Source organism: Mycolicibacterium iranicum, assembly GCF_014190915.1.
GTDB classification, from domain to species: Bacteria; Actinomycetota; Actinomycetes; order Mycobacteriales; family Mycobacteriaceae; genus Mycobacterium; species Mycobacterium iranicum_B.
The window spans coordinates 367759-393608 of the sequence record NZ_JACHVU010000002.1 but is presented as its reverse complement, the minus strand read 5'-3'; the positions used below and the strand labels follow the sequence as shown (position 1 = coordinate 393608).

Annotated in this window: 17 protein-coding genes, 1 pseudogene and 1 riboswitch; of the genes and pseudogenes, 10 read left to right on the top strand and 8 right to left on the bottom strand. The window is 64.0% G+C overall.

Translation table 11 applies throughout. The annotated features are described in order from the left end of the window. Positions 1 to 305 precede the first annotated feature (305 nt). On the top strand, positions 306 to 1646 hold the full coding sequence (locus FHR72_RS05615) for a hypothetical protein (RefSeq protein ID WP_183466945.1): 1341 nt from the start codon (positions 306 to 308) through the stop codon (positions 1644 to 1646). A gap of 239 nt (positions 1647 to 1885) precedes the next feature. Next, positions 1886 to 2311: a hypothetical protein gene (locus FHR72_RS05610; RefSeq protein ID WP_183466944.1), complete on the top strand. Its 426-nt coding sequence runs from the start codon at positions 1886 to 1888 to the stop codon at positions 2309 to 2311. A gap of 9 nt (positions 2312 to 2320) precedes the next feature. Here the strand turns inward: FHR72_RS05610 and FHR72_RS05605 are convergent, their stop codons facing one another. The 4 genes and pseudogenes from FHR72_RS05605 to FHR72_RS05590 all read right to left on the bottom strand — a co-directional run bounded on the left by FHR72_RS05605 (position 2321) and on the right by FHR72_RS05590 (position 7332). Next, positions 2321 to 2782: a hypothetical protein gene (locus FHR72_RS05605; protein WP_183466943.1), complete on the bottom strand. Its 462-nt coding sequence runs from the start codon at positions 2780 to 2782 to the stop codon at positions 2321 to 2323. 59 nt (positions 2783 to 2841) lie between these two features. Continuing rightward, on the bottom strand, positions 2842 to 3540 hold the full coding sequence (locus FHR72_RS26465; protein ID WP_260155833.1) for a hypothetical protein: 699 nt from the start codon (positions 3538 to 3540) through the stop codon (positions 2842 to 2844). 1310 nt (positions 3541 to 4850) lie between these two features. Then, positions 4851 to 6497, bottom strand: a pseudogene (locus FHR72_RS05595) (nuclease-related domain-containing DEAD/DEAH box helicase); the annotation flags it as partial. A gap of 181 nt (positions 6498 to 6678) precedes the next feature. Then, positions 6679 to 7332, bottom strand: a complete 654-nt coding sequence (locus FHR72_RS05590; protein ID WP_183466942.1) for an NUDIX hydrolase — start codon at positions 7330 to 7332, stop codon at positions 6679 to 6681. Between the two features lie 163 nt (positions 7333 to 7495). On the opposite strand from FHR72_RS05590, the gene FHR72_RS05585 reads away from it, so the two are divergent. From FHR72_RS05585 to FHR72_RS05575, 3 genes are all read left to right on the top strand, one after another. Then, entirely contained in the window at positions 7496 to 8485 is a 990-nt protein-coding gene (locus FHR72_RS05585) for a metallophosphoesterase (protein ID WP_183466941.1), read from the top strand. Between the two features lie 41 nt (positions 8486 to 8526). Beyond that, positions 8527 to 8638: riboswitch (SAM riboswitch) on the top strand. 33 nt (positions 8639 to 8671) lie between these two features. Further along, a complete protein-coding gene (locus tag FHR72_RS05580) occupies positions 8672 to 9280 on the top strand; it encodes a hypothetical protein (RefSeq protein ID WP_183466940.1) in 609 nt (202 codons plus the stop codon). Between the two features lie 123 nt (positions 9281 to 9403). Further along, a complete protein-coding gene (locus FHR72_RS05575) occupies positions 9404 to 10486 on the top strand; it encodes a DUF8808 domain-containing protein (RefSeq protein WP_183466939.1) in 1083 nt (360 codons plus the stop codon). Here the strand turns inward: FHR72_RS05575 and FHR72_RS05570 are convergent. After that, positions 10452 to 12005: an SIR2 family protein gene (locus tag FHR72_RS05570; RefSeq protein ID WP_183466938.1), complete on the bottom strand. Its 1554-nt coding sequence runs from the start codon at positions 12003 to 12005 to the stop codon at positions 10452 to 10454. The two genes, FHR72_RS05575 and FHR72_RS05570, sit on opposite strands and share 35 nt — an antisense overlap. Before the next feature lie 175 nt (positions 12006 to 12180). On the opposite strand from FHR72_RS05570, the gene FHR72_RS05565 reads away from it, so the two are divergent. The 4 genes from FHR72_RS05565 to FHR72_RS05550 all read left to right on the top strand — a co-directional run bounded on the left by FHR72_RS05565 (position 12181) and on the right by FHR72_RS05550 (position 15543). After that, positions 12181 to 13941 carry an ADP-ribosylglycohydrolase family protein gene (locus FHR72_RS05565; RefSeq protein WP_396888397.1) on the top strand — a complete coding sequence of 587 codons (1761 nt, stop codon included), beginning with the start codon at positions 12181 to 12183 and terminating at the stop codon, positions 13939 to 13941. A 122-nt stretch (positions 13942 to 14063) separates the two neighbouring features. Next, on the top strand, positions 14064 to 14570 hold the full coding sequence (locus FHR72_RS05560) for a hypothetical protein (RefSeq protein WP_260155831.1): 507 nt from the start codon (positions 14064 to 14066) through the stop codon (positions 14568 to 14570). Positions 14571 to 14592: 22 nt separating this feature from the next. Then, positions 14593 to 15237: a vWA domain-containing protein gene (locus tag FHR72_RS05555; RefSeq protein ID WP_183466937.1), complete on the top strand. Its 645-nt coding sequence runs from the start codon at positions 14593 to 14595 to the stop codon at positions 15235 to 15237. Positions 15238 to 15339: 102 nt separating this feature from the next. Further along, positions 15340 to 15543, top strand: a complete 204-nt coding sequence (locus tag FHR72_RS05550) for an antitoxin (RefSeq protein ID WP_311736066.1) — start codon at positions 15340 to 15342, stop codon at positions 15541 to 15543. A gap of 357 nt (positions 15544 to 15900) precedes the next feature. Here FHR72_RS05550 and FHR72_RS05545 read toward each other — a convergent pair whose 3' ends face one another. From FHR72_RS05545 to FHR72_RS05535, 3 genes are all read right to left on the bottom strand, one after another. Continuing rightward, a complete protein-coding gene (locus FHR72_RS05545) occupies positions 15901 to 18993 on the bottom strand; it encodes a DUF3427 domain-containing protein (RefSeq protein ID WP_183466935.1) in 3093 nt (1030 codons plus the stop codon). A gap of 91 nt (positions 18994 to 19084) precedes the next feature. Beyond that, entirely contained in the window at positions 19085 to 21838 is a 2754-nt protein-coding gene (locus FHR72_RS05540; RefSeq protein WP_183466934.1) for an AAA family ATPase, read from the bottom strand. Between the two features lie 3 nt (positions 21839 to 21841). Beyond that, positions 21842 to 22771 carry a hypothetical protein gene (locus tag FHR72_RS05535; protein ID WP_221193159.1) on the bottom strand — a complete coding sequence of 310 codons (930 nt, stop codon included), beginning with the start codon at positions 22769 to 22771 and terminating at the stop codon, positions 21842 to 21844. 73 nt (positions 22772 to 22844) lie between these two features. On the opposite strand from FHR72_RS05535, the gene FHR72_RS05530 reads away from it, so the two are divergent. Further along, positions 22845 to 25766, top strand: a complete 2922-nt coding sequence (locus tag FHR72_RS05530; protein ID WP_311736065.1) for a helicase-related protein — start codon at positions 22845 to 22847, stop codon at positions 25764 to 25766. Positions 25767 to 25850 lie beyond the last annotated feature (84 nt).

The window sequence follows — 25850 nt, the reverse complement described above, 5'->3', positions numbered from 1 at the left end:
GGAGAGCGGAGCAGACCACGGAGGGGGGATCTAGCGGTGCTGGAGCGCTTGTCTGTCGACCCGGTCGGGTTGAACGCTGCAGCTGTCAGCTTGGAAGGCGAGGCGCGTGATGTGTCTCATCCTCGTGCAGCCGCTTTGGTCGGTGATAAGCCCTCGGTTGCGGGAGCAGCTGACGTCCGCACCGCGGTGGAGGCATTCACTGCTGCTTACGGATTTCGATTGACGAGGCATAGTGTCTCGATAATCCAGGCGGCTGCTTGCTACTCCGCATCGGACGAGAACGCGGCACTGAATATCTCGTTGGCGTGATCGCCAACGAGGCTGCTGCGCAGCTATTTCGCGTGCCGGCGTCAACGGCCAAAGTGTCCAGCGGCCCTACTGCAGGTGTTCCATCACGATCGGAGATCGTTGATTGGGCGTCGGTAGTCGAAGAACTCTCCTATTCGTCTGAGGTGTTTGCAGCAGCGGCCAACCAAATCGAGGTCACTGCGGATACACATGTCCAACAGATGCTGACGCCCGGAGGTACCGACTGGGAAGGAGATGCGGCCCACGCTGCGCAGCAGCAGGCATATTCGGACCGCGGCGTTGTCTACGAAGCCGCGGACCTCCTGCGGCGAATGAGAAAAGTGGCCAGCCTCGGCGGCGGCAGCATCCAGCAGTGTCGGAATCTTGCGCTCGACGCGATCGCTCAAGCCGAGGCTGACGGGTTTTGTGTGGAGAGCGATTTAACGGTCACCGATTCGCAGCGGTACACAGCACAGCAGGCATGTGTGTACGAAGCGCGTAGGGCCATGGCCGCCACTCATCACAGCTACATCGTCATGCGCGCAGGCGGTCTCGTATCCGAAGACGTCCGTGTGGGCTCCGAGCTCTCGGCAGGCGCAGCCGAGCTTTCAGCGATGGTCCCGCCGGCCTGGCTGCAGGATCAGACGTCGATTCGTCAAGCATCGAACGACGAAGGAGATGTCCAGGCCTACGACACGGACTCACAGGATAAGGACGCTTCATCGGGCGAACAGATCGCAGAGCGCCTACGGGAACTTCGCAAGGGCCTGAACCGAGGAGTCAGCGAGGTCGACTCCGAGGAGGAGATTTTTGACTTGTACGAAGAATTGGCGAGAGGCGGCACACCATTGCCAACGCCCGACAACTACTACGACCGGCGTGTACTGCCCGATGGAACCATCATTGGTGTTCGAGAAAGCAATGACCATGGGCCGACGCTCGACGTCAGTTATCCGCCTGGTGTGAGTGGGCCCGACAAAGTTCACCTACCACCGGGTCCGCCGGCCCCGCCTCCACCGACTCCCCCCACTCCGGGCGAGGCGCCAGTCATCGCTTCGCCGCCCGATTTGCCGGTGATAGATCATCCGCCGGTGCCAGGACTGATACCGCCGTGGGCGCAGACACCATCAGGTGTCCCGCAAGGCCCGTTCGATCTACGTGAGCTACCGCCGGGTGTCGGTATTGCTACGCCCGAGCCATCACCGGTAACGCCACCGGCAGGACTTGCACCTGACTGGGGCCCACATGCGTCCGTGCCCACGCCGACACCAGATGAGCAGGTGGGAATCGGGACCCTCCTTTTCGGCGGCTTGCTGGCGTTCCTAGGGTGGCTTGGCACACCGAAGGTGACGTACTGATGATTCCCGGTAATCCCCAAATGAAGAGCCGGCGGGTGGCCTCGTCGGTGGCCGAAGAAATTCGTCAACGAGCTTCCAGTTTCAGGGTTGTTCCGGCAGAGGGCGTATCGCGGTGGCTACCGAACCTCTGTATCCCGACGGGATGGAACTCGGTGCCTGCGGGATACGTACGAACAGGACCCTCCCGCGTGCTAACCCGGTGCGCTGACGGCGCCGTTAGCGGCTGGACCGGATGCGATGTGATCAATTTGTTCTGCTTCAGCGGCGACGTGACAGATGAAATCCTCAAGGCCGGCACGGCAAACTCGCTTCGAGTACTTGGCGGGAACGATCCGATCACATACCGCGTGAGGATGCCCGCAGATTCGGGGGTGGTGGCGATGCGTAGTAGAGGTAACTGCGTATTGGGCAGCGGCATTTGGGCGCAGGTCACCAACTATGTGGTGACGACCACTGGTGATAGCGGTCTCGTCGAACACTCCATCTTGGTCGAGGATCGAGCACGAAACCGACTCCGAACCTCTATCACGCAGTTGAGCGAGGGGGTGCGTTCCGCACTGATTGCCAGTCTCTACGCTCAGACGCCACTGACGACTACCATCCTAGCCCCTGAGCGTGAAGCCGCAGCGGAAGCTTGTAAGCCCTATCTGCACAACGAAACTTAGGTGCGAGCTTCAGGAACCCGGTAAAAATCTGTCCGGTAATGCCTGAAATTCTCGATCTTGTTCTCGCAGTTCGGTCAGCCAGCGTTGGTAGGCAGCTTCAAAAATAGTACCGATTCGCTTGCCCTCGTCCGTTATTCGCAGCCAGAGCGTCCACGGCCATCCAGCACGGTCATCGAAATGGTCCACGTACTGCGCCGCTAAGCGCTGCATGGATTCATCCGGTCCGACCGTCCACGGCTCGAATTGTGCGCCATGGTCACGAAGGTCACCTATCTCCGCCAAGCGCTCAGTTACGAGTGCTCGGACTAATTCGAGTGTCCTGCGCTGAACCTCAAGAAGGCTGGCTGACGAGTTCTCCTCCGCGACATGGCGGTGAACATCCCAGAGCTTGACCCAGTCGTCCCGACCTTCCACGAGGATCTTCTCGCGCGCCGACAGCGGGTCCGGCGCCTCCATTTGCCCCGTGCCCATGTGTCGATCGTACCGACAGGACAGATAGCGCCGGCCACCGATTTGCGTGCGCGCGCTCATTACCACGTGTGGTCGCAGAATCCGCAGTGCCACTTCTGCGACTTCAGGATGCACCCGCCCATGTACAGCCACGGTCCCCACGCGTCGGGATCGGCAGGCATTCCGTAGCCGATGGATTGCGTGCGCGCGCCGCCGCATTCCGGACATGCAGGATGTTGGGCGAACTTATACGCGACAAAGCTCGTGTCCCCTATGCGGCGGTGACACGAACGGCACAGCACGGCGGGCCAGTCTTCGACCGCAGAGCGCAGCGAGGCGGCGTACGGCCATCGGTGACCGGGCGTGTCTGCCGTGCGGATCGGCGGTTCTGGGTCAGGCCTCGACACCGGGTCTGCAGTGTGGACGTGCACGTTGTCGACGGCGTCGTGGCCACTCAGGTCAATGGGGGTGCCGCAGCCGTCGCAGTCCCCGTCGGAATGCAACAGAGTGCGGGCCGCGACCACTGACGAGTGACCCCACCTGTAGGACGGTCGACCATGGACACGGCTCTCGTGCAGAGCGAGAATGACCCGCTCGGCGTCGTCGTCATCGAGGCGCCAGCGGGTGAACGCGTGAGGAAGGTCGAGCAGCATCGCCAGGGTGGTCAGATCAACGACGTCGGCGCTGAATCGACTGAGGTTCAATATGCCGCCCGGTTCGTCTCCGATGCGGGCGAGGACAGTGAGCACCGATGCAGGATCGGTGCCGAGCACCAGCATGGCGTAGTCACCGGGTCGTGTCTCGCCGAACGCGTAGCGCCACGGCCGGTACGGCGAATCCGGGTTCAACAGGCTGATGGCGCCAGCCTTCCAGTCGGCGGCTTCGAGAATGTGGAGACGATGGTGGACCCTTTGCGACACAACCTATTATCTCAGTGGGGTGTGACAAATACGACAGCCGCGCAGCTACACGAAGCCTGCAGCCCTGCGAGCTATTGGCCGGTCCGACTGGACTGCAACGCCTGGAAACGACACACGAGCAGGACGCCTAGATGCCAAGCTTTTGTTATTTGGTCAGTCAGAAGAACGACCTGCCTCAGCAGGCCGGTTCCCTTAAATGGCTAGGACCCCTTCGCCGGCTGCGCGGCGCTGCTGGAACGGTCGGCCGCAGAGGTTCCGGGAATTCGTGGCCAATACCATCGACGTCGTAGATGCACGCAGCGGCTACTTACCGACGCGATCGGCCGCGCGAACCTGGGGAACCTTGGTCTTTACCTGCCGATCGACCACTCGATTCCACCGCGAACGTTCAGTCGACTAGACGCGATCTACGGCTCACGGCCATTCGCGGTCGCGCGCCGCTACTCACCTTTTTCCTCATGAATCATCGAAAACTTGTGATCGCGGAAGGCGTTGTAGGGATTACCCCTCGGTGAGGGCGGCATCAACCACTGCTCGGTACCGTCCGGCGACACGACTTTGCACCAGAAGAGGCCCCGCGTCTGTGTTCCCCAAGGACGACCACAGATGCGCGAATAGTCACCACCTGAGCAATTACCGTTCTCGTCGCATCTCGCCTGGAGCTTCATGTACACGACGGGCCATCGACTGTTGGTTGCCCGGTCGACGTGGGTAACCGGATCATGTTCCCAGCGAAAGTGATTGCTCCAGTCGCGGGTCGGGAAGACGTTAAAGGTCGGCCCGTGGTGCTCCGCACGAAACCGTGCAATCCAAATCCATTCTTGGTTCCTGCATTCTTGGACGGTCGCATCCGGTGGCGACCACAGGATGTGCTTCTCCGGAACTTGTTCCGCACCGGTAGCCGCGTGTGCGTCGTCGATCGCTTTACGTGTTTCACGTTCCGGAGAACCCATGTAGTTGGCTAGGCCGGTCTCGTTCTTTCCGATGTACCAGCCGTCGACATTCGGATAATAAACGCCGTAGATGTTAGGCCGTCCCCGCACAAATTCAGGCTCCGGTACCGGCAGGAGATTGCTCCGTCGTGGCTTCATCTCGGCCGCAGCAACGGAAGTGCGGGACGGGGCCTTAATGAAACCCCCGCTACGAGGAGGGCTGGCCAAAGTCGGCGTAATAGACAACCGCCGCGCGAGGTCCGGTCCGCCGACCTCGCGGAGGAAGTCGGGATCCCCGCAGACGACCAGTTGGTCCCGGGCGCGGGACAATCCGACGTATAGACGCTCCCGTGACCGCTCGAACGCGGACTCTTCGTTGACGACAAGCACGACGGCCCGACGCTCCAGTCCCTTGAACCCGAGCACATGACCGTAGAAGACCTGATCGGCGTCCCAGAAGCTGTCCCAGTAGGCGGCACTCCCCGCTGCCTGCCGCTCTCGCTGCTCCGGGTGACGTGTCCCGGTGGTCAGCAGTGCGACATCCTCGGGACGCCAACCCTGTTCGAGAAGCAGTTCCACCTCGTCGTCACCGGCGTCCATTGCGTCGGCAGCCGAGCAGGCGACGTATTTGACGGCGGGTCCTTCGCCACCCAGGAACCGCATCGGATGATCGACGAGCGGTTGAAAAGCATTGGCGATCTGGCGGGTGTTGCGCAGATTGTGGTCGAGCATCAGCGGAACGAGCGGCACCGGCGGCGAACCATGCCGATTGAATACACGCTGCCCTTCGTCAGAGAAGACGTACAGGCCGCCGGTTTCATCGTCTTTGAGCGCGGCAAGCAGCGGATCCCACCAGGCGTCGGCGAAGTCCTGCGCTTCATCGACGACGATCGCGTCGAATCGGTGCCCCGGTTCGAGTTGAGCTGCCAAGTCTGCCATTTGGGCGGGTAGGTCGTGTTCCCAGAACCGGATGGTGCTCGCGTTGCGGAGCGACTCGTCCGGGCCTTCCGGAGCGCCCCAGGTCTTGCCGAGGTCGTGGAACTCACCGACGTAGGCGGGACGCTGTCGCCGGTTCCAGGTCTCTGTGATCCGCTCTAGGTACGACGCGAGGCCGTGCGAGTAGCAGACCAGTGCCACCCGTTGACCCGCACGGGCGAGGCGGCGGGCCTGCTCCATGGCTAAGAAGGTCTTGCCACTGCCGGCACCGCCGCGAACCTCCACCCGGTTCAGCAGCCGGACGGCGTCAAGAATCACCGACTGATGTTCGGTGAGAACGTCTGCCGCGTCTTCGTTTTCGAGGGCGCGGGCGACGACGCTCCGCTGCGGCAGGCCACGTCCGCCGAGTGCCTCGCCGAGTTGTGCAATGCCGTTACGGCTGAGAAATGGACGGTCGATCTGCTGCGCGTGCAGGATGTGCCGCAGTTTGGCGACCATGTCGGGCAGGTCTGTGCGGTCGATGACCTTCCAGCGGGGACACTCGGGCAGTGCGAAGTCCTCCGGCAGGTCGGTGTTGGGCAGGACGACGACGTGGTCCCAGCGCAACCGCCCTTGAGACCAGCGAGGGTCCTTCTCGACAAAGTCTCGCAGCGCGTAGCAGGCTTCGCGGGCCTGGCGGACGGGATCAATCCTGTGCTCGTGACCCCGGCGCTTCTGCCACCAGGTCTGCCCGTCGTGCCAAAGCTCGCCGCCCTTGACCTCGAGGCAGATGATGCCGGCACCTTCGATCGCAACGAAGAAGTCGACCTCATGATCCTTGAGATGGTCGGTGACGCGCTTGCCCGGGATCACGAGGTCACCGGGTTCGAGTTGATCGATCAGCAGTTGATAGACCCTGCGCTCGGCGCCGTTGGCCAGGCGTGGTGTCTCAGCGACAGTGATCGTCATCGTCGACGTCTCCCCTCCGTCGAGGGGATGGTAGCGAGTTCGGCCGCAGTTATGAGCCGATCGGTTGCACGCAGCGCTGCTGGTGAGCGCACCGGCGCAAGAAACGGTTGCGGCCCGCCGCCGACCATGCCGACCGGCGGCTCGGGGCCCCGCGGCGGCCGGAACTCATAGGGCAGCCGCGCTAGGGGCGTCGTCGAAACAATTCAGCGGGTCGGCCGCGAGTGCCGGCGGCCACCGCACCGGTTGCCACAAGTTGGGGTTCCATCGTGCGCCGGAATCGGTCGCGCTGTAGGCCACGCCCCGCGACTGCCTCGTGGGCTGTCCGCAATTCGAGCATGGTGAACTCTTCACCGAGGAGCCTGTCGGGGTCCGGTGTATCGGCATAGCGAGACCGAATGTGTTCGACCGCAAGGGCAATGATGTCGGAGTGGTCGTAAGGCAGCCGTCCCGGAGCACTCACCGGGGCCAGCCTCGTCGAATCCACATATCGAGACGCCAGGCGGTCGATCTGCACGACGTCGACGTGAGCGACGGACAGGACCCACCCCCGTTCATCGCGCGTGGGGTCGTCGAACACATGTAGTTGTCGCGGATGGAACCCAGCGACCCCGCCCTTCTCGCGCAACGAACGGTCGACAGCTTTGGCGAGCGTCTCGCCCTCGTGCAGGAATGTGCCCGGCAGGCCCCAGCCTCTGCCGTTGTTGCGACGAACTTCGAACACAACCAGTCCGAGGTCGCCTGCCAGCGTCAGCAGCGCGGTGTCGACGGCAACCGATGGACGTGGGTAGGCGTCAAGGGTCTTTCCGCTGCTGTCTCGATAGATGCGGTCATTCATGTCGGGTTCAGATGCTACCGTGGACATATAGAGCAGATGTGCGCTAATCATTCGGGATTGAGCGCCATCGATATCCAAGGAAGCTCGGGCCGCGCGCCTTGATCGCACCGACGGGCCGCATCATTGTCGCGAAGCCACAAACGGTCTACAGAAGGAGACCCGCATGGATGCAACGTTGGACGAGCGCGGTACGCGAGGTTACGACATCATCGGTGATGTCCACGGGTGCGCCGCCAAGCTGGAGGCGCTGCTCGTCGACCTCGGTTACCGACCTGACGCTCCGAACGGCGCGTACCGACACCCGCTCCGCACCGTCATCTTCGTCGGTGACCTGATCGACCGGGGCCCAGAACAACTGCGCGTGCTTGAGGTCGCGAAGGCGATGGCCGACGCCGGCACCGCACAGGTCGTGATGGGCAACCACGAGTTCAACGCGATCGCCTACGCCACTGAATCGCCGGCCGAGAGCGGCAACTATCTGCGACCGCACACTGACAAGAACGATCACCAGCACCGAGCGTTTCTGGAGCAGCTCTCCGACGTCCAGCGCGCTCATTACCTGGACTGGTTCATGACGCTGCCGCTGTGGCTGGACCTCGACGGGCTCCGCGTCGTCCACGCGTGCTGGCACCCCGAGTCGGTCGCCGTCGTGCAGGCCGAACTCGGTGGCAACCGGTTCACCTCGATTGATCAACTGGTGCGCGCGACGACGGACGGCGAGCCGCTCTACCAGGCAATCGAGACACTCCTCAAAGGCCCGGAACTCAGCCTGACGGAGCACGGACAACCCGCATACCGGGACAAGGACGGCCAGGTTCGGACGAGCGCCAGAGTTCGATGGTGGGGCGAGACGGCGTCATCGTTGGGTGAAACCGTCCTGGTGGAAAGCACATTCACCACCGAGGACGGATCGCCCTACCCCCCGCTGAACCACGTCGCGGCGCCGGCAGCATCGCACTCCTATGGCTACGACGGGCCAGTGCCGGTCTTCTTCGGCCATTACTGGCGAGGTGGTACTCCCGAGCATCTCGTCGACTGGACGGCCCGGACCGCGTGTCTGGACTTCAGCGCTGTGAAGGGTGAGGCGTTGACGGCGTACCGGTGGTCGGGCGAAAGCGAGGTGCGCGCCGAGAACTTCGTCCAGCGCGCATGAGCTCCGGCGACTTGTCAGAGTCCTCAGATACTCTGGACGCAGCTCACGAGCGGACGACCGTTCGGGTACCTGGCCCGTCGTCCCGGCAACCGCGCGACCGCCGCACGGTGCCCCAGGGGAAGAGCCGGCACGCGACGCGTGCAAGCGGTGGACGCCCGAGGGTGGCGTCGCCAGGAGCGACGAGAAATGACGCACCACGAATTGAGTGCCACCGATGCGGCCCTGCGCGAACGTATCAGAGAACTGTCCGTGCACATTCCGTGCGGCGGGCTGCGCGGGCCGCTGCCGCAATTCACGCAATCACATTCGGATGGCGCTGCGCGATGGCAGTCCTGCCGCGATGAGGACTCCCCCGTCACGTGGGAGGACGCCGACGTCTCTCGGGAACACGACCTGTGCATCATCTGCCTTCGGGCGACAGCCGGCGGCCGCTCGCGCTGGTCGTGGCTGGCTTGCGAGAACTGCCGGGCCGTCAACTCGGCGGTGGAGACCGCGTGGGGCTTTCGCCCCTTTGCCCTGGGTCGGCACAGCGTGATGAACGGAATCGGCGTGCAGGGCCGTGCCCTGCCTGAGGTGCAACGGCAGCAGATCGAGCGGCTGGCGGAGTTCGCGAACGGTCACCGCCGTCTATGGGGATGGCGAAACCAGGAGTACCGCCGGCTGGCAAGCAGGTTCGATCCGCAGGCCGACGTGCCGCTGCGCGTATGGCAGCAGGGATGGCCGCCCACTCGTCGCGCCTCGCAGGACGCCTTCGCTCGGTTGATCGGTCCGGAGTACCCACTGTCTTTGCAGTAGTGCACTACCGCAGGTTGCGGACCGTGCCACCTGCCGACGGTCGCACGAAAATCGACAGGATCGAGGCGGCTCCGGCCGATAATGGACACGTGCCGAGTTACCACCAGGTGAGGTGGCCGAGCCATGGAGCCTGATCCACTCCTGCTCGGCCAGCGTGTCATCGCAATACTCGAGCATGGCCAACGAGACGCCACATACAAGCTCGCAACACTGATGGCGTTGATCGAGCATTCGATCGAGAATCTGCCGCCGCGGGACGACGATCCGCTGACGGTGCCGATCCCGGACATTGCCCACCGCGTCCTTGCGCTCTACTGGCACCAGGTCCGGCCGTTCGAAGGGCATGACCTCGCCCAGCGCCGCACCGGAACCAGAACGCGAATCATCGACGCAACCAAGGCGTTCCGGGCAGCGGCAAGGGTCGGGAACAGCCGAACGTCGCTCGAGATTGCGATGCTGCGCGCACCCGCGGCTTACGCGGCGGCCATCGACCACATCGCGATCGCCCTGATCAAGCAGCCACTGCCCCGACTGCAGAAGCTACCCGGCGCCTCAGTGAGCGACCCGTTCCTGTATGAGGACTCGTTCCTCGGGGAGAACGTGTCGCGGTCCGCGGTTCGGGCACACGGCGACGCCATCGAATTGAAGACCGGCGTTGCCTACGGACTGGCGCGGCTTGCCGGGTTGCTGAAGCCGGCGCTCGAGATCATGTGGGTCGAGGACGTGCGGCGGATGAACAAATTCCTCGAATCAGACGTGCCCGATGTCGCTGGGCACCTCTTCGGGCGGGAACGTACCGCGCTGGCGGCAGTCAGAGGCCCGTTCAAGGATGCGTTCGGACCGCACTGCTTCTACTGCGGGACGCACCTTCCGCCGGACAATCCGATCGACCATGTGTTGCCGTGGTCGCTGGTGGGAATCGACGGTCTGGCCAATCTGGTTCTGGCCTGCCGACGATGCAACGGTGACAAGAGCAATGCGCTGCCCGCGATGGCATTGATGGACCGTGCGCTCGACGGCACACGGTTGTCGGCGCTGGAGGGCATTGCGGCAGAGTTGCAGTGGCCGACGCAGCGTGAGCGAGTGGTTGCCGCTGCCCGGGGTGTTTTCCGCGGTCAGCCTACAGGTGTGCCGACGTGGTCGGGCTACAAGCGAAGTGAACGCCTGGACATCAGTTTTCCGCCGTGGTGGATCGATCCGAGGTGACGCGAGGAACCAGCGCATCGTCTGCGCCGAGGCTGCGCAGGCAGTCGGCGACTCGGTTCCATCCGTTGCTCGACCTCGCTTCAGCACTTGCCTTTTCGGTCATCGCGATCAGCAGGTCCCGGAGGGCAGCGTCGGGGCCGGACAGTCCGCTCGAATAGCGGTTGTCCAACAGGTACTCGCCCGCGAGTGTGCTTTGCGTGGCGGCGGTCCACACCATTCGGTCCAGAAAGATCTCCAGGATGCGCGCGCCCTCAGCGGACGACTCCGCCCCCATCGACAACATCCGCAGATCGGTATAGAGCGCTCGGTCGCGTCCTCGGGTCGTGAGCGCGAGCGCGGTCCCCGACTTCGACGGCTTTGCGCCCTGCGCCCTCGCGCGGACCTTCGACACCGCTTCGGCCATGGCGAGGAAGTTCTTGTCGGTGAGGCTGAACCCGACGAACAGGAGATGACTGGTCAGCAACAAGCTCTGAACAACACCCTCAAGGGCGCGCCGCTCGTCAGGATGACGCGTGAGGTCAGTTTCGGTCAGCACAATGGAGCCCGGTTGTTCGACATCGCCGTTGATCTTGAGCAGCCAGCGCGACCCGCCCGCCGCCAGTTGGCGGGTGAGCACGCGAAAGGTTTCGCCCATCGGCGCTTTCAACGCTGTCTCCATGCAGTCGTCGAAATTCGTGGTCACCATCCGTTGGACGTCGACGCTGGCAAGGAGCGCGTGACCGACGCCGTGAAGCCGATGCGCGAGCCGACGGCGGACGGCCTCGTGGTACCCGTCCCCCAGTTTCTCGGCGATCGGTTCGGCGGCCTTGAAGGGGTCGGCGTCATCGGGTGGGGCGTCGAGTCCCGCCTCCTCGGCCAGCGCGTTCAACAGCTGCGACCAATTCGGCAGCCCGACGGGCGTGGACACTCCGGCGCCGAGGAACAACGATAGCTCGCCCTCCGCGGCCAGCTTGCCCAATCGATCTGCCTCAGAGCGGAGTTCGTCAGAGAGCTCGCACCAGTCGTCGTCATTCCGACGCTCCTGGATCGCGGCGAAGTCGCGACGATCCCACAGCACGAGCGCCACGTCGGCCGTCAGTGAGGCGTCACGATAACGCTGCAGCAGCGACTTGATGACCTCGGCTCGTCGAGTCCCCAGTCCGCCATGGCCGGCACCCGGTAGCGGGAGGCCGATCAACGGCGCCGCGCGGCCCTCACGAGCGGCGATATGGCCGGCTACGTGCGTCAGAGCTTTCCACGTCCGGTCGACGACGTCCTCCGGCGTGGCATCGCGGTCGATGTCCACGGAGGCGAAGGCCCATACCGCGCGGCCGTCGACGGCGGGAAGGGCGACGAGGCCGGCGTTGTTCGGCCGGCCGTCGAGAACCAGCCACTCGGGATACGCGTCCGACCGTGGCAGGCCGGGAGGAAGCACGTCGCTCCAGCCGGGGTTGACATGCCCCGCCGAGTCACACGGAATCAGCATCCCGTCGCAGGCGAGCTTGGTCAGGTCACCGCGAGTGACGAAGAGATGTCCCACCACCGTGACTGTAGCGACGGACGGTGCCATTCGAGGCTCGAATCTGCGCTTCGGCGGGTAGTCCGCGGCCGTCCCTCCGCTGCGGCTCGGGACGTCTGTGGTGGACGTCGGCGCCGTGGAGTACAGTAAAAGCTAATTAGCGCAAATATGCGCAAAGTGAGCGGAGGGGGACGTCATGACGTCTTTGCACGACCGCATCGAGGGTGTCCTGCTGGCCACCGCAGCCGGTGACGCGCTCGGCGCGCCGTATGAGTTCGGCCCGCCGCGTGGCCCTCAACTCGACGTCGCGATGGTCGGGGGTGGCATATGGGAGCCCGGCGAGTGGACCGACGACACCTCGATGGCCATCGCCATCGCCGAGGTGGCCGCGACCGGCGCAGACCTGCGTGCACCGGAAGCAAAGGATGAGATCGTCGCGCGCTGGCACGTATGGTCGCTGCAGGCGAAGGATGTCGGCATCCAGACCCGCTCGGTGCTTATAGCCGCCGCGGAGCCGGGTGGCGTTACGGCGGCGTGGGCCCGTGAAGCAGCAGCCAGACTGCACGAGCGCACCGGCCGCACGGCGGGCAACGGTTCGCTGATGCGGACCGCGCCGGTAGCGCTCGCCTACCTCGACGACGAGGACGCAATGGTTGAAGCGGCGGGTGCTTTGAGCGAACTCACCCATTTCGACCCTGACGCCGGTGACGCCTGCGTGCTCTGGTGCTGCGCGATCCGGCACGCGGTGCTCACCGCACAGCTCGATGTCCGAATCGGTTTGCGCCACATCGACTGGAGCCGCCGCAAGGTGTGGCAGGAGCGGCTGGACGCGGCGGAGGCGGGACGCCCGTCGTCGTTCGCGCACAACGGTTGGGTGGTGGCCGCGCTGCAGGCGGCATGGTCGGCGATCAGCACCACGCCCGTGCCCGTAGACGACCCGGCGTCCGGGGTGTTTCGTGCCGACCATCTCCGGTTGGCGCTCGACGCAGCAGTGCGGGCGGGGCATGACACCGACACCATCGCCGCGATCGCCGGAGGGCTGCTCGGCGCGGCGTACGGTGCCTCCGCAGTGCCCGTGCGGTGGCGCGCGTTGCTGCACGGATGGCCGGGCATCACGGCACGCGGCCTCGTCGACGTGGCGTCTGCGATCCACCGTGGTGGTGAACCGGACCAGTTCGACTTCTCCTATCCCGGTTCCCCGATCGGCACGGTCGCGCGCCATCCGTACGACGATGGTGTGGTGCTGGGCGGGATCGGCGTGCTGCGCCGACTACCGGCGGATGTCGACGCGGTGGTGTCGTTGTGTCGGGTGGCCGACGGCGACGTTCCCGCGGGTATGCCGCACGTGGAAGTGCGTTTGATCGACCGAGTCGCCGACGACGAGAACCCGCACCTCGACTTTGTTCTGCTCGATGCGGTGCGCGCGGTGGAGCAGCTACGCGGCGATGGACGCACCGTGCTGGTGCATTGTGTCGGCGCGTACAGCCGCACACCGACCGTGGGGGCGTTGTACGGGGCACGGCTACGAGGCGTCAGCGTCGATAGGGCACTGACCGACGTTCAGGAAGCACTGCCGGCCGCGCATCCCAACGTCGCCTTCCGAAAGGCGTTGCAGCGTCTGCATCCCGGAACGCCTTCTGCGTATGCGGTCGGTGCCCAGCACCGGTTCGCCGATGCGGCGAAGGCCGGTGACTGGGTGACTGTGTTCGCGATGCTCGACGACCCGCGGACGCGGGTCGACATCAACGGGGTGCGGCCGGGTGGCTCGGCTCGGTTCACCGCGCTACACCAGGCGGCATGGCACGGTGCACCTGCCGGCATCGTCGCGGGGTTGATTCGGCACGGTGCGGTCAGGTCGTTACGGGATGCGAAGGGGCGAACCCCGTTTGACGTTCTCGTCGAACGGCATCGGTGTCGCGCGGATGGCGCGCGGTACCTGAGACCGCCGCGGTCGTAGTCGTTCTGCCATCGCACCGGCCCGGGTTCCGCTCAGGTGCGACCGGTGGGCTCTCGGGAAATGACCCGGGGATGAGCCTTGCCTGCCCGCGGTTTCGGGGGTGTGGCTGTCGACCGGGATTGATGTTGTTCCTCGCACATTATCTCGCGCATGAGAAGACAGCACTGCTAGCGAGCCTGTCGACTGGTGGATGGCTGAAGTTATCCGCAGTTATTGCGGATTCCGCACATTTTGCGGTATGGTGGCTCATGTCCAACCGGTACGACCGCATCCGCGCAGACCTCACACAGGCCGAGACTGCCACATCCGCAGATCAAGCCCTACAACACCTCCGGTCGGTATTGACGGAAGTCGGCCAGCTGCTCGACGAGCAACTGGCCCGCGCCGTCGTCGACGACGAGATGTCGATCGCGGCGGCCGGGAAGAGCGCCGGCCTCACCGAGAACGCGGTCGGCCCTCGCCTCGCGAGCACGCCCCGCCTCAACCCGTATGTCACCAGCGGTGCCCGGATCACCGCCGAGGACGTCAAACGCGCCCGCAACGACAAGCACGCCCGCAATCCCCTGCCGCCCGCTGACCCCGTAGAGCCGATGCGGTTTAAACCACGCCGAAAAAGCAAGCCTCGCTAGCGAACAACCGAAAGGACCGACCATGTCGAACCAGAACCTCACCCTCATCGCCTTCCTGCTCGACCGCTCCGGATCGATGCAGTCCATCAAGTCCGACGTGGTCGGTGGCTTCGAAGCGTTCCTCGCAGAGCAGCGCGCGGGCGACGGCGACTGCCGGGTGACGCTCGCGCAGTTCGACGACGAGTACGAGGTCGTCTACCGGGCGGTGCCCGTCAACGAGGTGCCGCCCCTAGTGCTCAATCCCCGCAACAGCACTGCACTGCTGGATTCGATGGGCAAGCTCATCACCGATACCGCTGCGGAGATCGCCGCACTCGCCGAGGACGACAAGCCGGGAACGGTCGTCATCGCGATCATGACCGACGGCCTGGAGAACGCCAGCCAGGAGTGGAGTCGACCCGCCATCAAGTCCCTCGTCGAACAGCAGACCAACGAATTCGGTTGGGAGTTCCTGTATATGGGTGCAGACCAGGACGCGGTCGAGGTCGGGAAGGACCTCGGGGTCAAGGCTGAACAAGCCGTAACCTACAGCCGGGGAAAGTCCCGAGAGGCCATGACAGCCATGTCCGGGAATGTGCGGGGATATCGAAGCGCACGGATCGTGGATGCGCAGGCCGCCATGCCGGGGTTCAGCGAGGAGCAGCGGTCGGAGTTGTCAGAAGACTGACGGCTTACCGACTACAGAGCTAGCCACATTCCAGGCGCTGAATGGCGGCGACATAAGTATCGTAATTTCATGTCTACCCAGCCGGCGACAATCAGGGTCCCAGTGCCCACACGTGATCGGCTTGCCGCTCAAGCGCGCGCGAGGGGCGCATCCATAGCGACTCTGCTCACGGAGCTGGCCGCACGCGCCGAGCACGAGGCGGCCTTCCGCGCCGAGCGTGACGCCACGCGCGCTGAAGCGACCAATGAGGACGCACGAACCGAGGACCTCGACTGGGACCGCGGTGTTGATGACGGCATCGGCTGAACCACAGCGTGGGGACCTCTGGCTGGTAGCGCTGGGTGCCGCACGCACCGGGGTGCCCGGAAAGCACTGACCGGCTGTCGTCATCTCCGTCAACGACCTGCTCGCTGGAGTCGACCGCGGATCTCGGCCGAGGAAGGCGTGGATACCGCACGTGTCGCGGTGAGCCGAGGAGTGCGGTCCATCGCACGCAGCCGTTTGCTGCAGCCGCTCGGAACGTTGGCCCCCGACACCATGCGCTAGATCGAACGCGCGCTCGCCCTGATCCTGGGCATCCGCATGGTGGACTGAGGTAAAGCCGTCGCCGCTTCGGGAATCGGCGACGGTAGCAAACGATGTCGTGGCGGTAGCGTCACTATGTCAAGCCACCGCGGCGGCGAACGACTGGTACAGGTCGCCCGATAACGGCGTGTGCAGTTCCCAGGTGATGGCCATCGGTTTCTCGCCGACATGGCCACGGTAGGTGGCTGGACCGAGGAACCAGAAAGCGCGGTCGTCGGCGCGCAGCCGGCTGAACAACATGATCGAGCGCCCGTCACGCTCGTGGTTCCGGTAGCGCAGACCGGTGTCGCTGTCAGCTCGGGTCAGCGACTGGCTCTCCCAATGAATGAGCGAGGGGCTGAGGGCGTAATCGCGATAGCGGGTGGTCGGCGAGAAGGCGCCGCTGCTCTTATCGAGGGTGAAGGCGAACAGCTCGGCGTTTGCGTTCTTGGCTTCGTACACGCCTTCCCTCCAAGGAGGCACCGTGGCTCCTCCCCCGATGCCGAACGCAGCCAGGATCTCGAATCGGCTGTATCGGGCGTGCACCTGAAGTGGCACGTCGGGATGATGACCGAGCGCGCCATGGAGGTGGTCCACCCGGGCGTCGAGTTCGATCAGCAGCTGAGCGAGTTCGGCGCGCACCTGGGGGTGTGCCCAGACGAGATCGACGGCGTCCTGCAAAGAGGTGTCCTTGGCCAGCACCTGATCGCCTGTGCTGGCGACCAACATCCGGACGAGGCGTCGGTCCCGCTCTGACAATTCGGAAACGTCCGCCGGCGCGGGAGATTCGAGGAATCGCCGGTAGGTGGCGATGCGTTCATCGTCGTCGATATGGAGTAGCCGTCCGAGCGCCCTACGCAGCGGCTTTTCGTGCTCCCCCGCCGGTTCGGTCGGCGCCCCGGCGGCCACGCACAGATCCGACCAACTTCGCGAACCGTCGTACACGTCAGGCAAGTCGAGTCCGGACTCGGCGAGATACTTCGACAGCGTGACGTCGGGGTACTTCGAGTGGATGACTCTGAGTTCTTCCACCCGGGCGGGCCACCGCGTGGGAATCGCCTCACGCAAGCTGCGCAGCACGATCTCGGAGGCTTTAGCGTCAAGGTGCATGTAGCACCCGGCCGGCAGAAAAGGAAACCCCTGCTGCACAGCGCGTTCGATGTCGCGGCGGGTGCCGCCGATAAGCGCGCGGTAGCGCCGGTCAAAGCGGAACTCGCGGCGATGTGTACCGACGAAGTCCAGCACAGTGCAAAAGGTCTTGCCCTTCGCGCGTCGTAATCCTCGCCCAAGTTGTTGAAGAAACAGCGTGGGGCTCTCGGTCGGGCGCAGCATCAGTACGGTGTCGACGGTAGGCACATCAACACCCTCGTTGAAGAGGTCGACCGAGAAGACGACGCGGATTTTGCCGACGGCAAGGTCTCTTAGCGCCGCCTGACGGTCTGGCTGCGGGCTGTCACCCCAAACCGCGACAGCGGGCACGCCAGCCCTGTTGAAGTGCTTCGCCATGAACTTTGCGTGGTCGATGCTGACGCAGAACCCCAAGGCCCGCATGTTGTTGTGGTCGTCGGCGAGGCGGAGGACCTCTTGAAGGACGGTGCGGGCCCAGGCGTCGGTACTGGTGTAGAGGCTGCTGAGCGCTTCGAGGTCATAGCCGTGACCCCTGCGCCAGGGAATCTGGGTGAGGTCCAGCCCGTCGTGGATGCCGAAGTACATGAACGGCGAAAGACGCTGCTGGTCAATGGCGTCCCACAACCGCAGTTCCGCGGCTATGCGGTCATCGAACCAATGCAGGACCGAGAGGTCGTCGCTACGTTCCGGCGTAGCAGTGAGACCGAGCAGCTCCACAGGCGAAAGGTGATCGAGGAGTTTGCGGTATGAGGGTGCCGCTGCGTGGTGAAACTCGTCGACGATAACGACGTCGAAGTGATGCGGCTGCAGGTCATCGAGGTTCGCGGCGTTAAGACTCTGCACCGAAGCGAAGACATGATCGAAGTGAACTGGTCGCGAACCTCCAATCCACTTCTCTCCGAACGATGCATCGCGCAGCGCATAGCGGAAGGTGGCAAGGCTCTGATCGAGGATCTCGTTGCGATGGGCCACGAACAACAGCCGGGAGCGCGGCAATTCTGCACGCAGGCGGGCATAGTCGACGGCGGCCATGACGGTCTTGCCGGTGCCGGTGGCAGCGACGAGCAGATTGCGGTGGTGGCCGCGTTCGCGGGAGAGTTCGATCTGCTCGAGGAGGCGTTCTTGGAATGGCTCGAGGCGAAGCTCGATCGGGCTGAGAATGACGGTCGGTCCGGTGTCGGTTCGGCCCACGCGTCGTAGCTCCTCGTCGAACTGCTTCGGGTCGTAGGCGACAAAGTCAGTTCCCCGCCAGTAGCTTTCGAAGACTGCCTCGAACTTCGCGAGGATGTCGGGGTTCCGCGCTGAGGAGGCGCGGACGTTCCATTCGAGGCCGGTCACCTGCGCGGAGTGGGTGAGGTTTGACGAACCAACGTACGCGGTGGAGAAGCCCGAGCGGCGGTGGAAGATCCAGGACTTGGCGTGCAGACGAGTCGTACTGAGGTCATAGGAGATTCGAATCTCGGCGCCAAGTCCTTTAAGTTGGTCCAGCGCAGCACGTTCGGTGGAACCAGTGTAGGTGGTGGTGAGGACGCGTAGCGGTCTGCCTCGTTCACGATGCCGGCGCAGTGACCCCAGAAGCGGGTTGATGCCGCTGCGCCGGATGAACGCCATGACGACGTCAATCGCGTCCGCTGAGTCGATCTCGGCGTCGAGTTGGTTCAGCAGGCCCGGCTCGCCCGGGGCGTTGGTCAAGAGGGTGGTATCGAGGAGCGGGATCAGCGGTTCCGCGATGGGGCGCGGTGTCCCGTCTGGGCGCTGCTCAAGGATCGCGTGCAGCACTTCGCCCGGTTCGACGGGGGTGTCGGTTGTGTCGACGTTGATCAACTCGGCGAGCCGTGCGATGAGGGCTTGCGCCACTTCGATTCCCACGTGGACTCGCCTGTCCTCGCTGACCGCCGCGAGGGACTGCTCGATCTGTCGGCTCAGGTGCAGGGCGATCCGATCGGCAGCTTCGGCCTTGTGCAAGGGTCGTGACGGGCGAGAGGAACTCGCGAGGGGGGCAAGGCGGGCGCGCAGCGCCTCGGTGACGAGTACCTCGTAGATCCCAGGGCTGAGTCCCGTCACGGGTTCAGCCTAGGTCTAAGCGGTCCTTTGAATTCGTCGATCCAGAAAACCTCATTCTCGGGATATAAGTGCCTCGTAGTCAGCTGGAGGTTCAGGGCGCCACCAGCGCAATGGTCTTGTCCCTCGGGGGTTCGATGTTCTGCTGCGCCCATTCGACAACTTCCTCCTCCTGCGTGAACAGGATGACCTGATGCTCAGTGCTGAGCTCATGGAGCAGTTCCATCACCGCTACCGTGCGCGTGTTGTCGGACTGGGTGGTGACGTCGTCGAAGATCAATGGAGCGGTCTCGGCGCCACCGGAGAGTACCTGCGACAGGGTCACCCGAAGAAGGAGATAGATCTGCTCGGTGGTGCCTAGCGAGAGTCGATCCGCTCGGCGCACTTGGCCAGTCCGCTCCGTCACGTTAATTGTGAGGTCGGCCGGATCAACGCTGACATCGTGATAGCGGCCGTTGGTCACCCTGGGCAGCCAGGGCCGCATCTGGTTCGCGAGAGCCGGTGCAATAGAGGCGTTGGCCCGCTCCTTGGCCTTCTCGAGTTCGACGGACGCAGCATCCAGACAGGACTGCAATGTTTGTACCTGGGTCACTGCCCGCAGCGCATCGGCTTCGGCCTCCACAGCCTCCGCCACAGAGCCGAGACTGCTTCCGAGGGTTTGGATTCTGCCTTTGATCTGGCCGTCGAGGTTGATCATCCTGTCATGCTGGTCTTTCGCGCCAGTGACGAAAGCGTTCAGATCCGGTGGCATCGGCGCGTCCGGCTCCTCGCCGGCATACGCCGTCTGGGTCGCGAGGTCCAACTCCAGGTCGCGCACCCCTCGTCCGCCTAGCAGTTGTTCGAGCAAAGCAACATCCGTCTTCCGCTTGGTCAGCGCCGCCCGCTTCTCCTCTTGCTCACTCACCCACTGACGCAACTGGTCGGCCGCACCTTCGGCAGACTCCGCATTCAGGCCGACGACGGCTACCAGCTCGACGACATCGCGACGCTGCGCCTCGCGCGTAGCGAGCGCCTGCTGGTGACGCACTTCGATTTGCTGCCGCTGGGCCTGTGTCTCAGCGAGATCAGGGCGACGAGCGGCGAGCTGCGCAACCTCGGCACGGCCTTTGCAGGCTTCGACGTACTCAAAGAACAGCTGAATAGCCTGTTCCACTGATCCTTCCGCCATCTCGGCGTGTCCCTCCACACCGAGCAGTTGAAAAAGGACGCGAGCACGGTCATCCCGGATCGCACGAAGCTCCGTCGTACGCTCCGCGTGCGTCGCCGCCCGTTCCAGTGCAGCGCCGGTCTCATCGATCGCGCGTGCGATCCTCTTGAGCGCTTCGGGTTCGGCCTCAAGTGACTCCGCGAGCACCCGGGCACGCGCAGCGCCGACGCGTTCCTGATGTTGGTGTAGTGCGACCTCCTGCGCCATCACTCCCGCCTGGATTTCCTGTGACGCGAGCGCCTCACCGAGGTATTCAGACTGCCTGCGTGTGGCCGCGATGACCTCGTCAGCGGCCGATCGCTCAGCATTGTGAAGTGCCAGGAGCTCCCCGGCCTGCGCCCCGCGCTGCACCGAGGCGTCGATATCCGCCTTTACCTGTTGGTATGCGGTGTTGCGCTCATCAACGCCTTGCTGGAGGGCTTCCAACTGCGCAGCGCGCGCCTCCTTAGTTCGCTGGAACTCTGTTACTGCGGCCGTGTCAACGTCGGGCGGCTTCGACGCGAGAATATCTGCAACCGTGCGTAGCTCGTCGGCGGAGAGGGTCGTCGGCGGAGTCTGCGGAACTTCCGGCGGTGCGGCCTGCATGTGGGTGTCGAGAACGGTTTGAGCGTTGACCAGTTCGCCGTGGGCGGCGATAACATCCGGACGCGGCTCGAGGTCGCCCTCCGGCATCTGCGGTAGCTCGTCTATCTGGCGCTGCAGGTCGGCCGCTGTCGGCCCCTCCAACGGCGCGACATCAGCCCCGTCGTCGAACACCACCAAGGCCTTAGCCGCTGCGGCAAGTTTCGTCTCATCGATTGTTAAGTCCGCTTCGCTTGATTCAGCCAATCCGGCGGAGAGCGCGACTGCCTTTTCGACGCGGCCACGCAGCTCATACACGCTCTGCCACTTCACGAGTCGGTTGGCGAGATCCACTTTGGCGCGTGCGTCCACCAGTGCTGCGGCAAGCTTCTGCCGATTGACGATGTGTTCAAGCAGCTCGCTGCGATCGTCCCTGCGTAATTCAGCCTGTGCCCGTGCGGTATTCAACGTCTCCAGCGCCAGTCCGAGGGGCTTCCGCCCGTGTGCCACCCCCACCCACTCACGTCGCCGGTCCTTGAGCCACGCTATCGCTACGTCGGCGGTGGCATCCGCCGCTTCGGTCGACGCGGCCCTCTCCAGCAGCTCCTGAAGCGCGCCTGCATCGTCTCGAACTCGTAGGATGTCGGCTTGCCCCGTGAAAATGGTCGATCGCGCCGACTGGCGATTAAGGCCCAGGAACCGGGTGCCATCGAAGCTACCCTCGGTGAGCAAGCCGGTGTCGCTAAAGGCTTTCGCGGTAGTTCCGTCGGTGATCCGCCACTCGCCCCTTGCGAGGTCCTGCTCAATCGCCAGCACGCGGTCGTCATCGAGCGTGACCACAAGCCCCACCCCCCATTTGGATCCCGACCATGGCTTATGCCGGTTCTTATAGTCGGTCTCCGCGGCTGTGCCTTTGCCTTTGTATTTGCGGCGGCCGGCGAGGCCTGTGTAGATGGCGTTGAACCAACTCGACTTGCCCGCTTCGTTAGGTCCATGTACGACGTTGAGACCCGGCGCGAATTCAAGGGTCTCGCCACGGAAGGGGCCGAACGCCGTTCCAACTACCTTGGTGATGTACATGTATCAAGTCCCCTGGACGGAGTCGTCGAGGGCAGCGAGGCCTAGCGCGGTGGCCTGATGCCGTTGTAAGTCAGGGGTATTCGCGTACGCCATCGCGTGAAGAAACTCCGCTCGGGCGCTGTGGTCACTCGAATCCACTGGTGGCGTCGCGAAGGTCAGTCCATCAAAGTCGAGCACAATGTCGGAGGAAAGGTCCCGGTCCGATCCCCAGAAACCGGGCAGCAGAACTCCGGGTGCGAGCGTGCCCATCAGTCGCAGCAGTAGCGGACTGTCGGGCGTCGCGGCCGCCGCTAGTGCGGCAGCGAGCGCATCAGTGCTCATCGCACCCGTGACATCGACGTCCACCATCGCACCAGGTTGGTTGGGCAGATCAATCCGGCGGGCGGGCGCATCGGGTTGGGCACTGTCAAGAAGGAGAGCGAATCCCTCGGGCTCCCGTGGGTCATGGACGAGGGCCGGGACGTTGACTACCGCGTCACCATTATCGACAGTCCCGGCGCGAATGAGCACATGGGGTTCAGCCACGACCGGAACGCGCGGGGCAGATCCTCCTGGCGACGTCCTTGCGCTCAACCACACCGTCGGCGCACTGGAACAAGGTCGGTAGTCCGAAAACGAACTGATCGACGTATTCGGCGCCCAGTCGTGGGTGGTGTAGAAGCTGGTCGCATCGATCCAATCGGATCTACCAGGAACGATGTGTACCTCGCCGCGGAACGTGCCGAGGACTTGGGACGCATAATCAACGGTCGCAGGTACCACGTACGCGCGGTCGAAGAGGTCACCCGCGACGAGCAGTATGCCTGCGCCCCGCTGATTGGCCTCCTCGACGACAAGCGCCAGGAGCTGGCGGGACCAGTCGCGTAGAGCGGATCCGTAGCGAGGTCCTAGACCAGTCCATGCGTGGTCGAGATTCACCCCGCTCACAATCATGACGTCCACGGCCGTATCCCTCCCCACTGCTGTTTATCATGCGGATAGCCATCCCGGAAGATCGGAGACCGCGGTGCAGAACGAGCTCGCTCACCTGACGCCGGGGGTCAAGGTTGAAGGGCTGGTGCCCGGCGCAGTCGTCGAGATCATTGACATCACGAGGGCGGGCGTCGGCGCCTTTGTCCGCTTCCGCGACGAATTCGGAATCGAGGACTCGCGACTATTCTCGGCGGACCAGCTGACGGACGTTCGGCCACTGGGCGGCGGCGGCCCGACCCTCGCGGCCGATCCCAATCAGTTCTGGCTCGCGATAGAGGCCCTGCGGTTGCGGCACGCGTCCGCGCTCACACCGCTGCTCGCCGTCTCGTCGTCCAACGTCGAGGCATTACCGCACCAGGTGCAGGCTGTCTACGACTACATGCTCAGCGGGCATCCCAAACGGTTCTTGCTCGCCGATGACCCTGGCGCTGGAAAGACCATCATGGCAGGGCTATTCATCAAAGAAGCACTCGCGCGCGGCTGGGTACGGCGATGCCTGATCGTCGTGCCCGGCAGCCTCGTCGAACAGTGGCAGAACGAGCTGCGGGACAAGTTTGCACTCCATTTCGAGATCTTTGAAAGGTCCCTGCTCAGTGATCCAGAGGATGAGTCGCTACAACCGTTTCCCTTCCTGATCGCCCGACTCGACCAGTTCAGTCGGAGTAAGCACCTTGAGTCCTTGACGGTCGACGGGAGGTACGACGTGGCGATCTTCGACGAAGCGCACAAGCTAGCGGTCAGCGCCTGGGGCGGCACAGTCACGAAGACGAAACGCTTCCAACTCGCTGAGGCGATTCGTGACTCGGTCCCGAGTACGTTGCTCATGACTGCCACTCCACACAACGGCAAGGACGCGGACTACCGGGCTTTCCTTGACCTCCTGCGATCTGCAGATGAGCCCACCGTCAACGACCCTGCCGGTGACCGGTTGATGCGCCGCCTCGTTAAAGAGCAGTTAGTCCATCTGGACGGATCGCCGCTGTTTCCCGAGCGTCGCGCCAACACCGTCCCGTACAAGCTCAGTTCAATGGAGACCGAGCTCTATGAGGCGGTCAGTGAGTACGTGCGCGAGGAGATGAACAAGGTCTCCGACGACGACACGAGGCGCAGCGTGGGCTTCGCGCTGGTTGTTCTACAGCGCCGGCTGGCGTCCTCGCCTCAAGCAATCCTGCGGTCGCTCACCCGTCGGCGGGATCGGCTGCGCGCGCAAGCCGACCAGACGCGCAATGCCGACGAAAAACTTGCCGCTCGTTTGGCCGCGACTCTGGGACTTGCCACTGACGATCCTGATGAGATGAGCAGCCTGCAGGCAGAGACCTATCAGGACGAAGTGGTGAGTGCCGCCACGAACGCACGCACACCCGCAGAGCTCGAAGCGGAGATCCTTGTCCTCGATCAGCTCGTCACGAAGGCGGAGGCCGTCTATTCGGCGCGTGTCGACGCGAAGTGGGGCGCGCTCGCCGAGCTGCTTACGAGCAGTGCGATGTACGAGCCCGACGGGCGCAGACGCAAGATCATCATCTTCACCGAGAATCGCGACACCCTCGACTATCTCGAGGACCGACTCGCTGAGTTGCTCGCGAGAAGCGTCGACGTCCAGGTGATTCACGGGGCAATGCCCTGGGCCGATCGTCGCCGCGCGCAGGCGAGCTTCATTGGCGAGCCGGCCAGCTCCGTCCTCATCGCGACGGATGCTGCAGGCGAGGGCGTCAACCTGCAAGTCGCGCACCTGATGGTGAACTACGACGTCCCGTGGAACCCCAATCGCCTCGAACAGCGATTCGGCCGGATCCATCGAATCGGTCAGCGCCACACGTGCCACCTGTGGAATCTCGTCGCGGCCGATACCCGGGAAGGCGACGTCTTCCGGACCCTTCTTGAGAAGCTGGAGGTGCAGCGGGAGGCGCTCGGCGACCAAGTGTTCGATGTTCTCGGTGACGTGCTGACCGAGATGAGCCTCAGTCAGCTGCTCACGCGGGCCGTCGCCAGGGAAGCAGCTACCGACGAGATAAACGCTGAACTCGATTCGGTGTCAGGACGTTTGGAGCGGGCGGTCGCGAAGCGTACCGAATCGGTGAGCACGCTGACGCCTGAGGAACTCTCGGCGCTCCGTCATGAGATGGAGTTGGCGAGGGCCATGAGCTTTCAGCCGCATGTGGTCCGCGACTTCGTGCTGCGGGCTGCGCCCATCTTCCATGTCGACATCGCCCAGCGAGGTAATGCGTGGCAGATCGCGTACGTCCCGACAAAGCTGCGTGACCTGTTCGGCTCATCGCTGATGCCCCACTACGACCGGGTGGCGTTCGAGCACGCTGACAGTCAGATCTTTGCGACTGACCCGCCCGAGCTGATAGCACCGGGGCACCCGCTGCTGTCGGCACTTATTGAAGCTGTCGGTGGGGAGTTCGAATCGTCGCTGAGTGATGGGATTGTGCTGTCCGACAGTCGGTCCAGTGATGACTACGTGCTGGTGACCGTGGTATCGACCTCGGGCAGCGCCGCATCGATAGTCGCCACCTACGCCGTGACCCCCAGGGGCGACCGCCAGGAGGTGAGTTCCAGCTTGTACACCGACCTCACGATGGCGCCAGTCCCCGAATTGCATGAGGTTGCCGCAGCGGAGTCGGCTGCTAGTGCGGTCAGCGAAGGTCGCCCGGACCGCGACATCACCGCAATTGCGTACGTGCGCGGATCTGCAAGCCCATCGGTCGCGGCCGCCTGGCGTACAGCACGCGAGCAGTTGCACCGTGAGCTCACCGCGGAGGGACTTGATCCGGTAGCAGCGTTACCCGGTCAAGGTTGGGATTTCACCACAGGTTCCGACGAAATCACTTTCTGGTCGGCTGCTCCGCCGGGCGAGATGGAGCGGAGACGCGCTGAGAAGCACGTGGCCTCGAATGTTGAGAGTAGATACCGCGTGTACCGCAACGCAGACTCCGTTCGACAACCACCGTGATTCCCGGACGTGATGCCATGCGAGGCCGATCCACGACTGCGAACCGCCGGCGCCCTCGATCAGTCAACTACGTCACCAATCTTG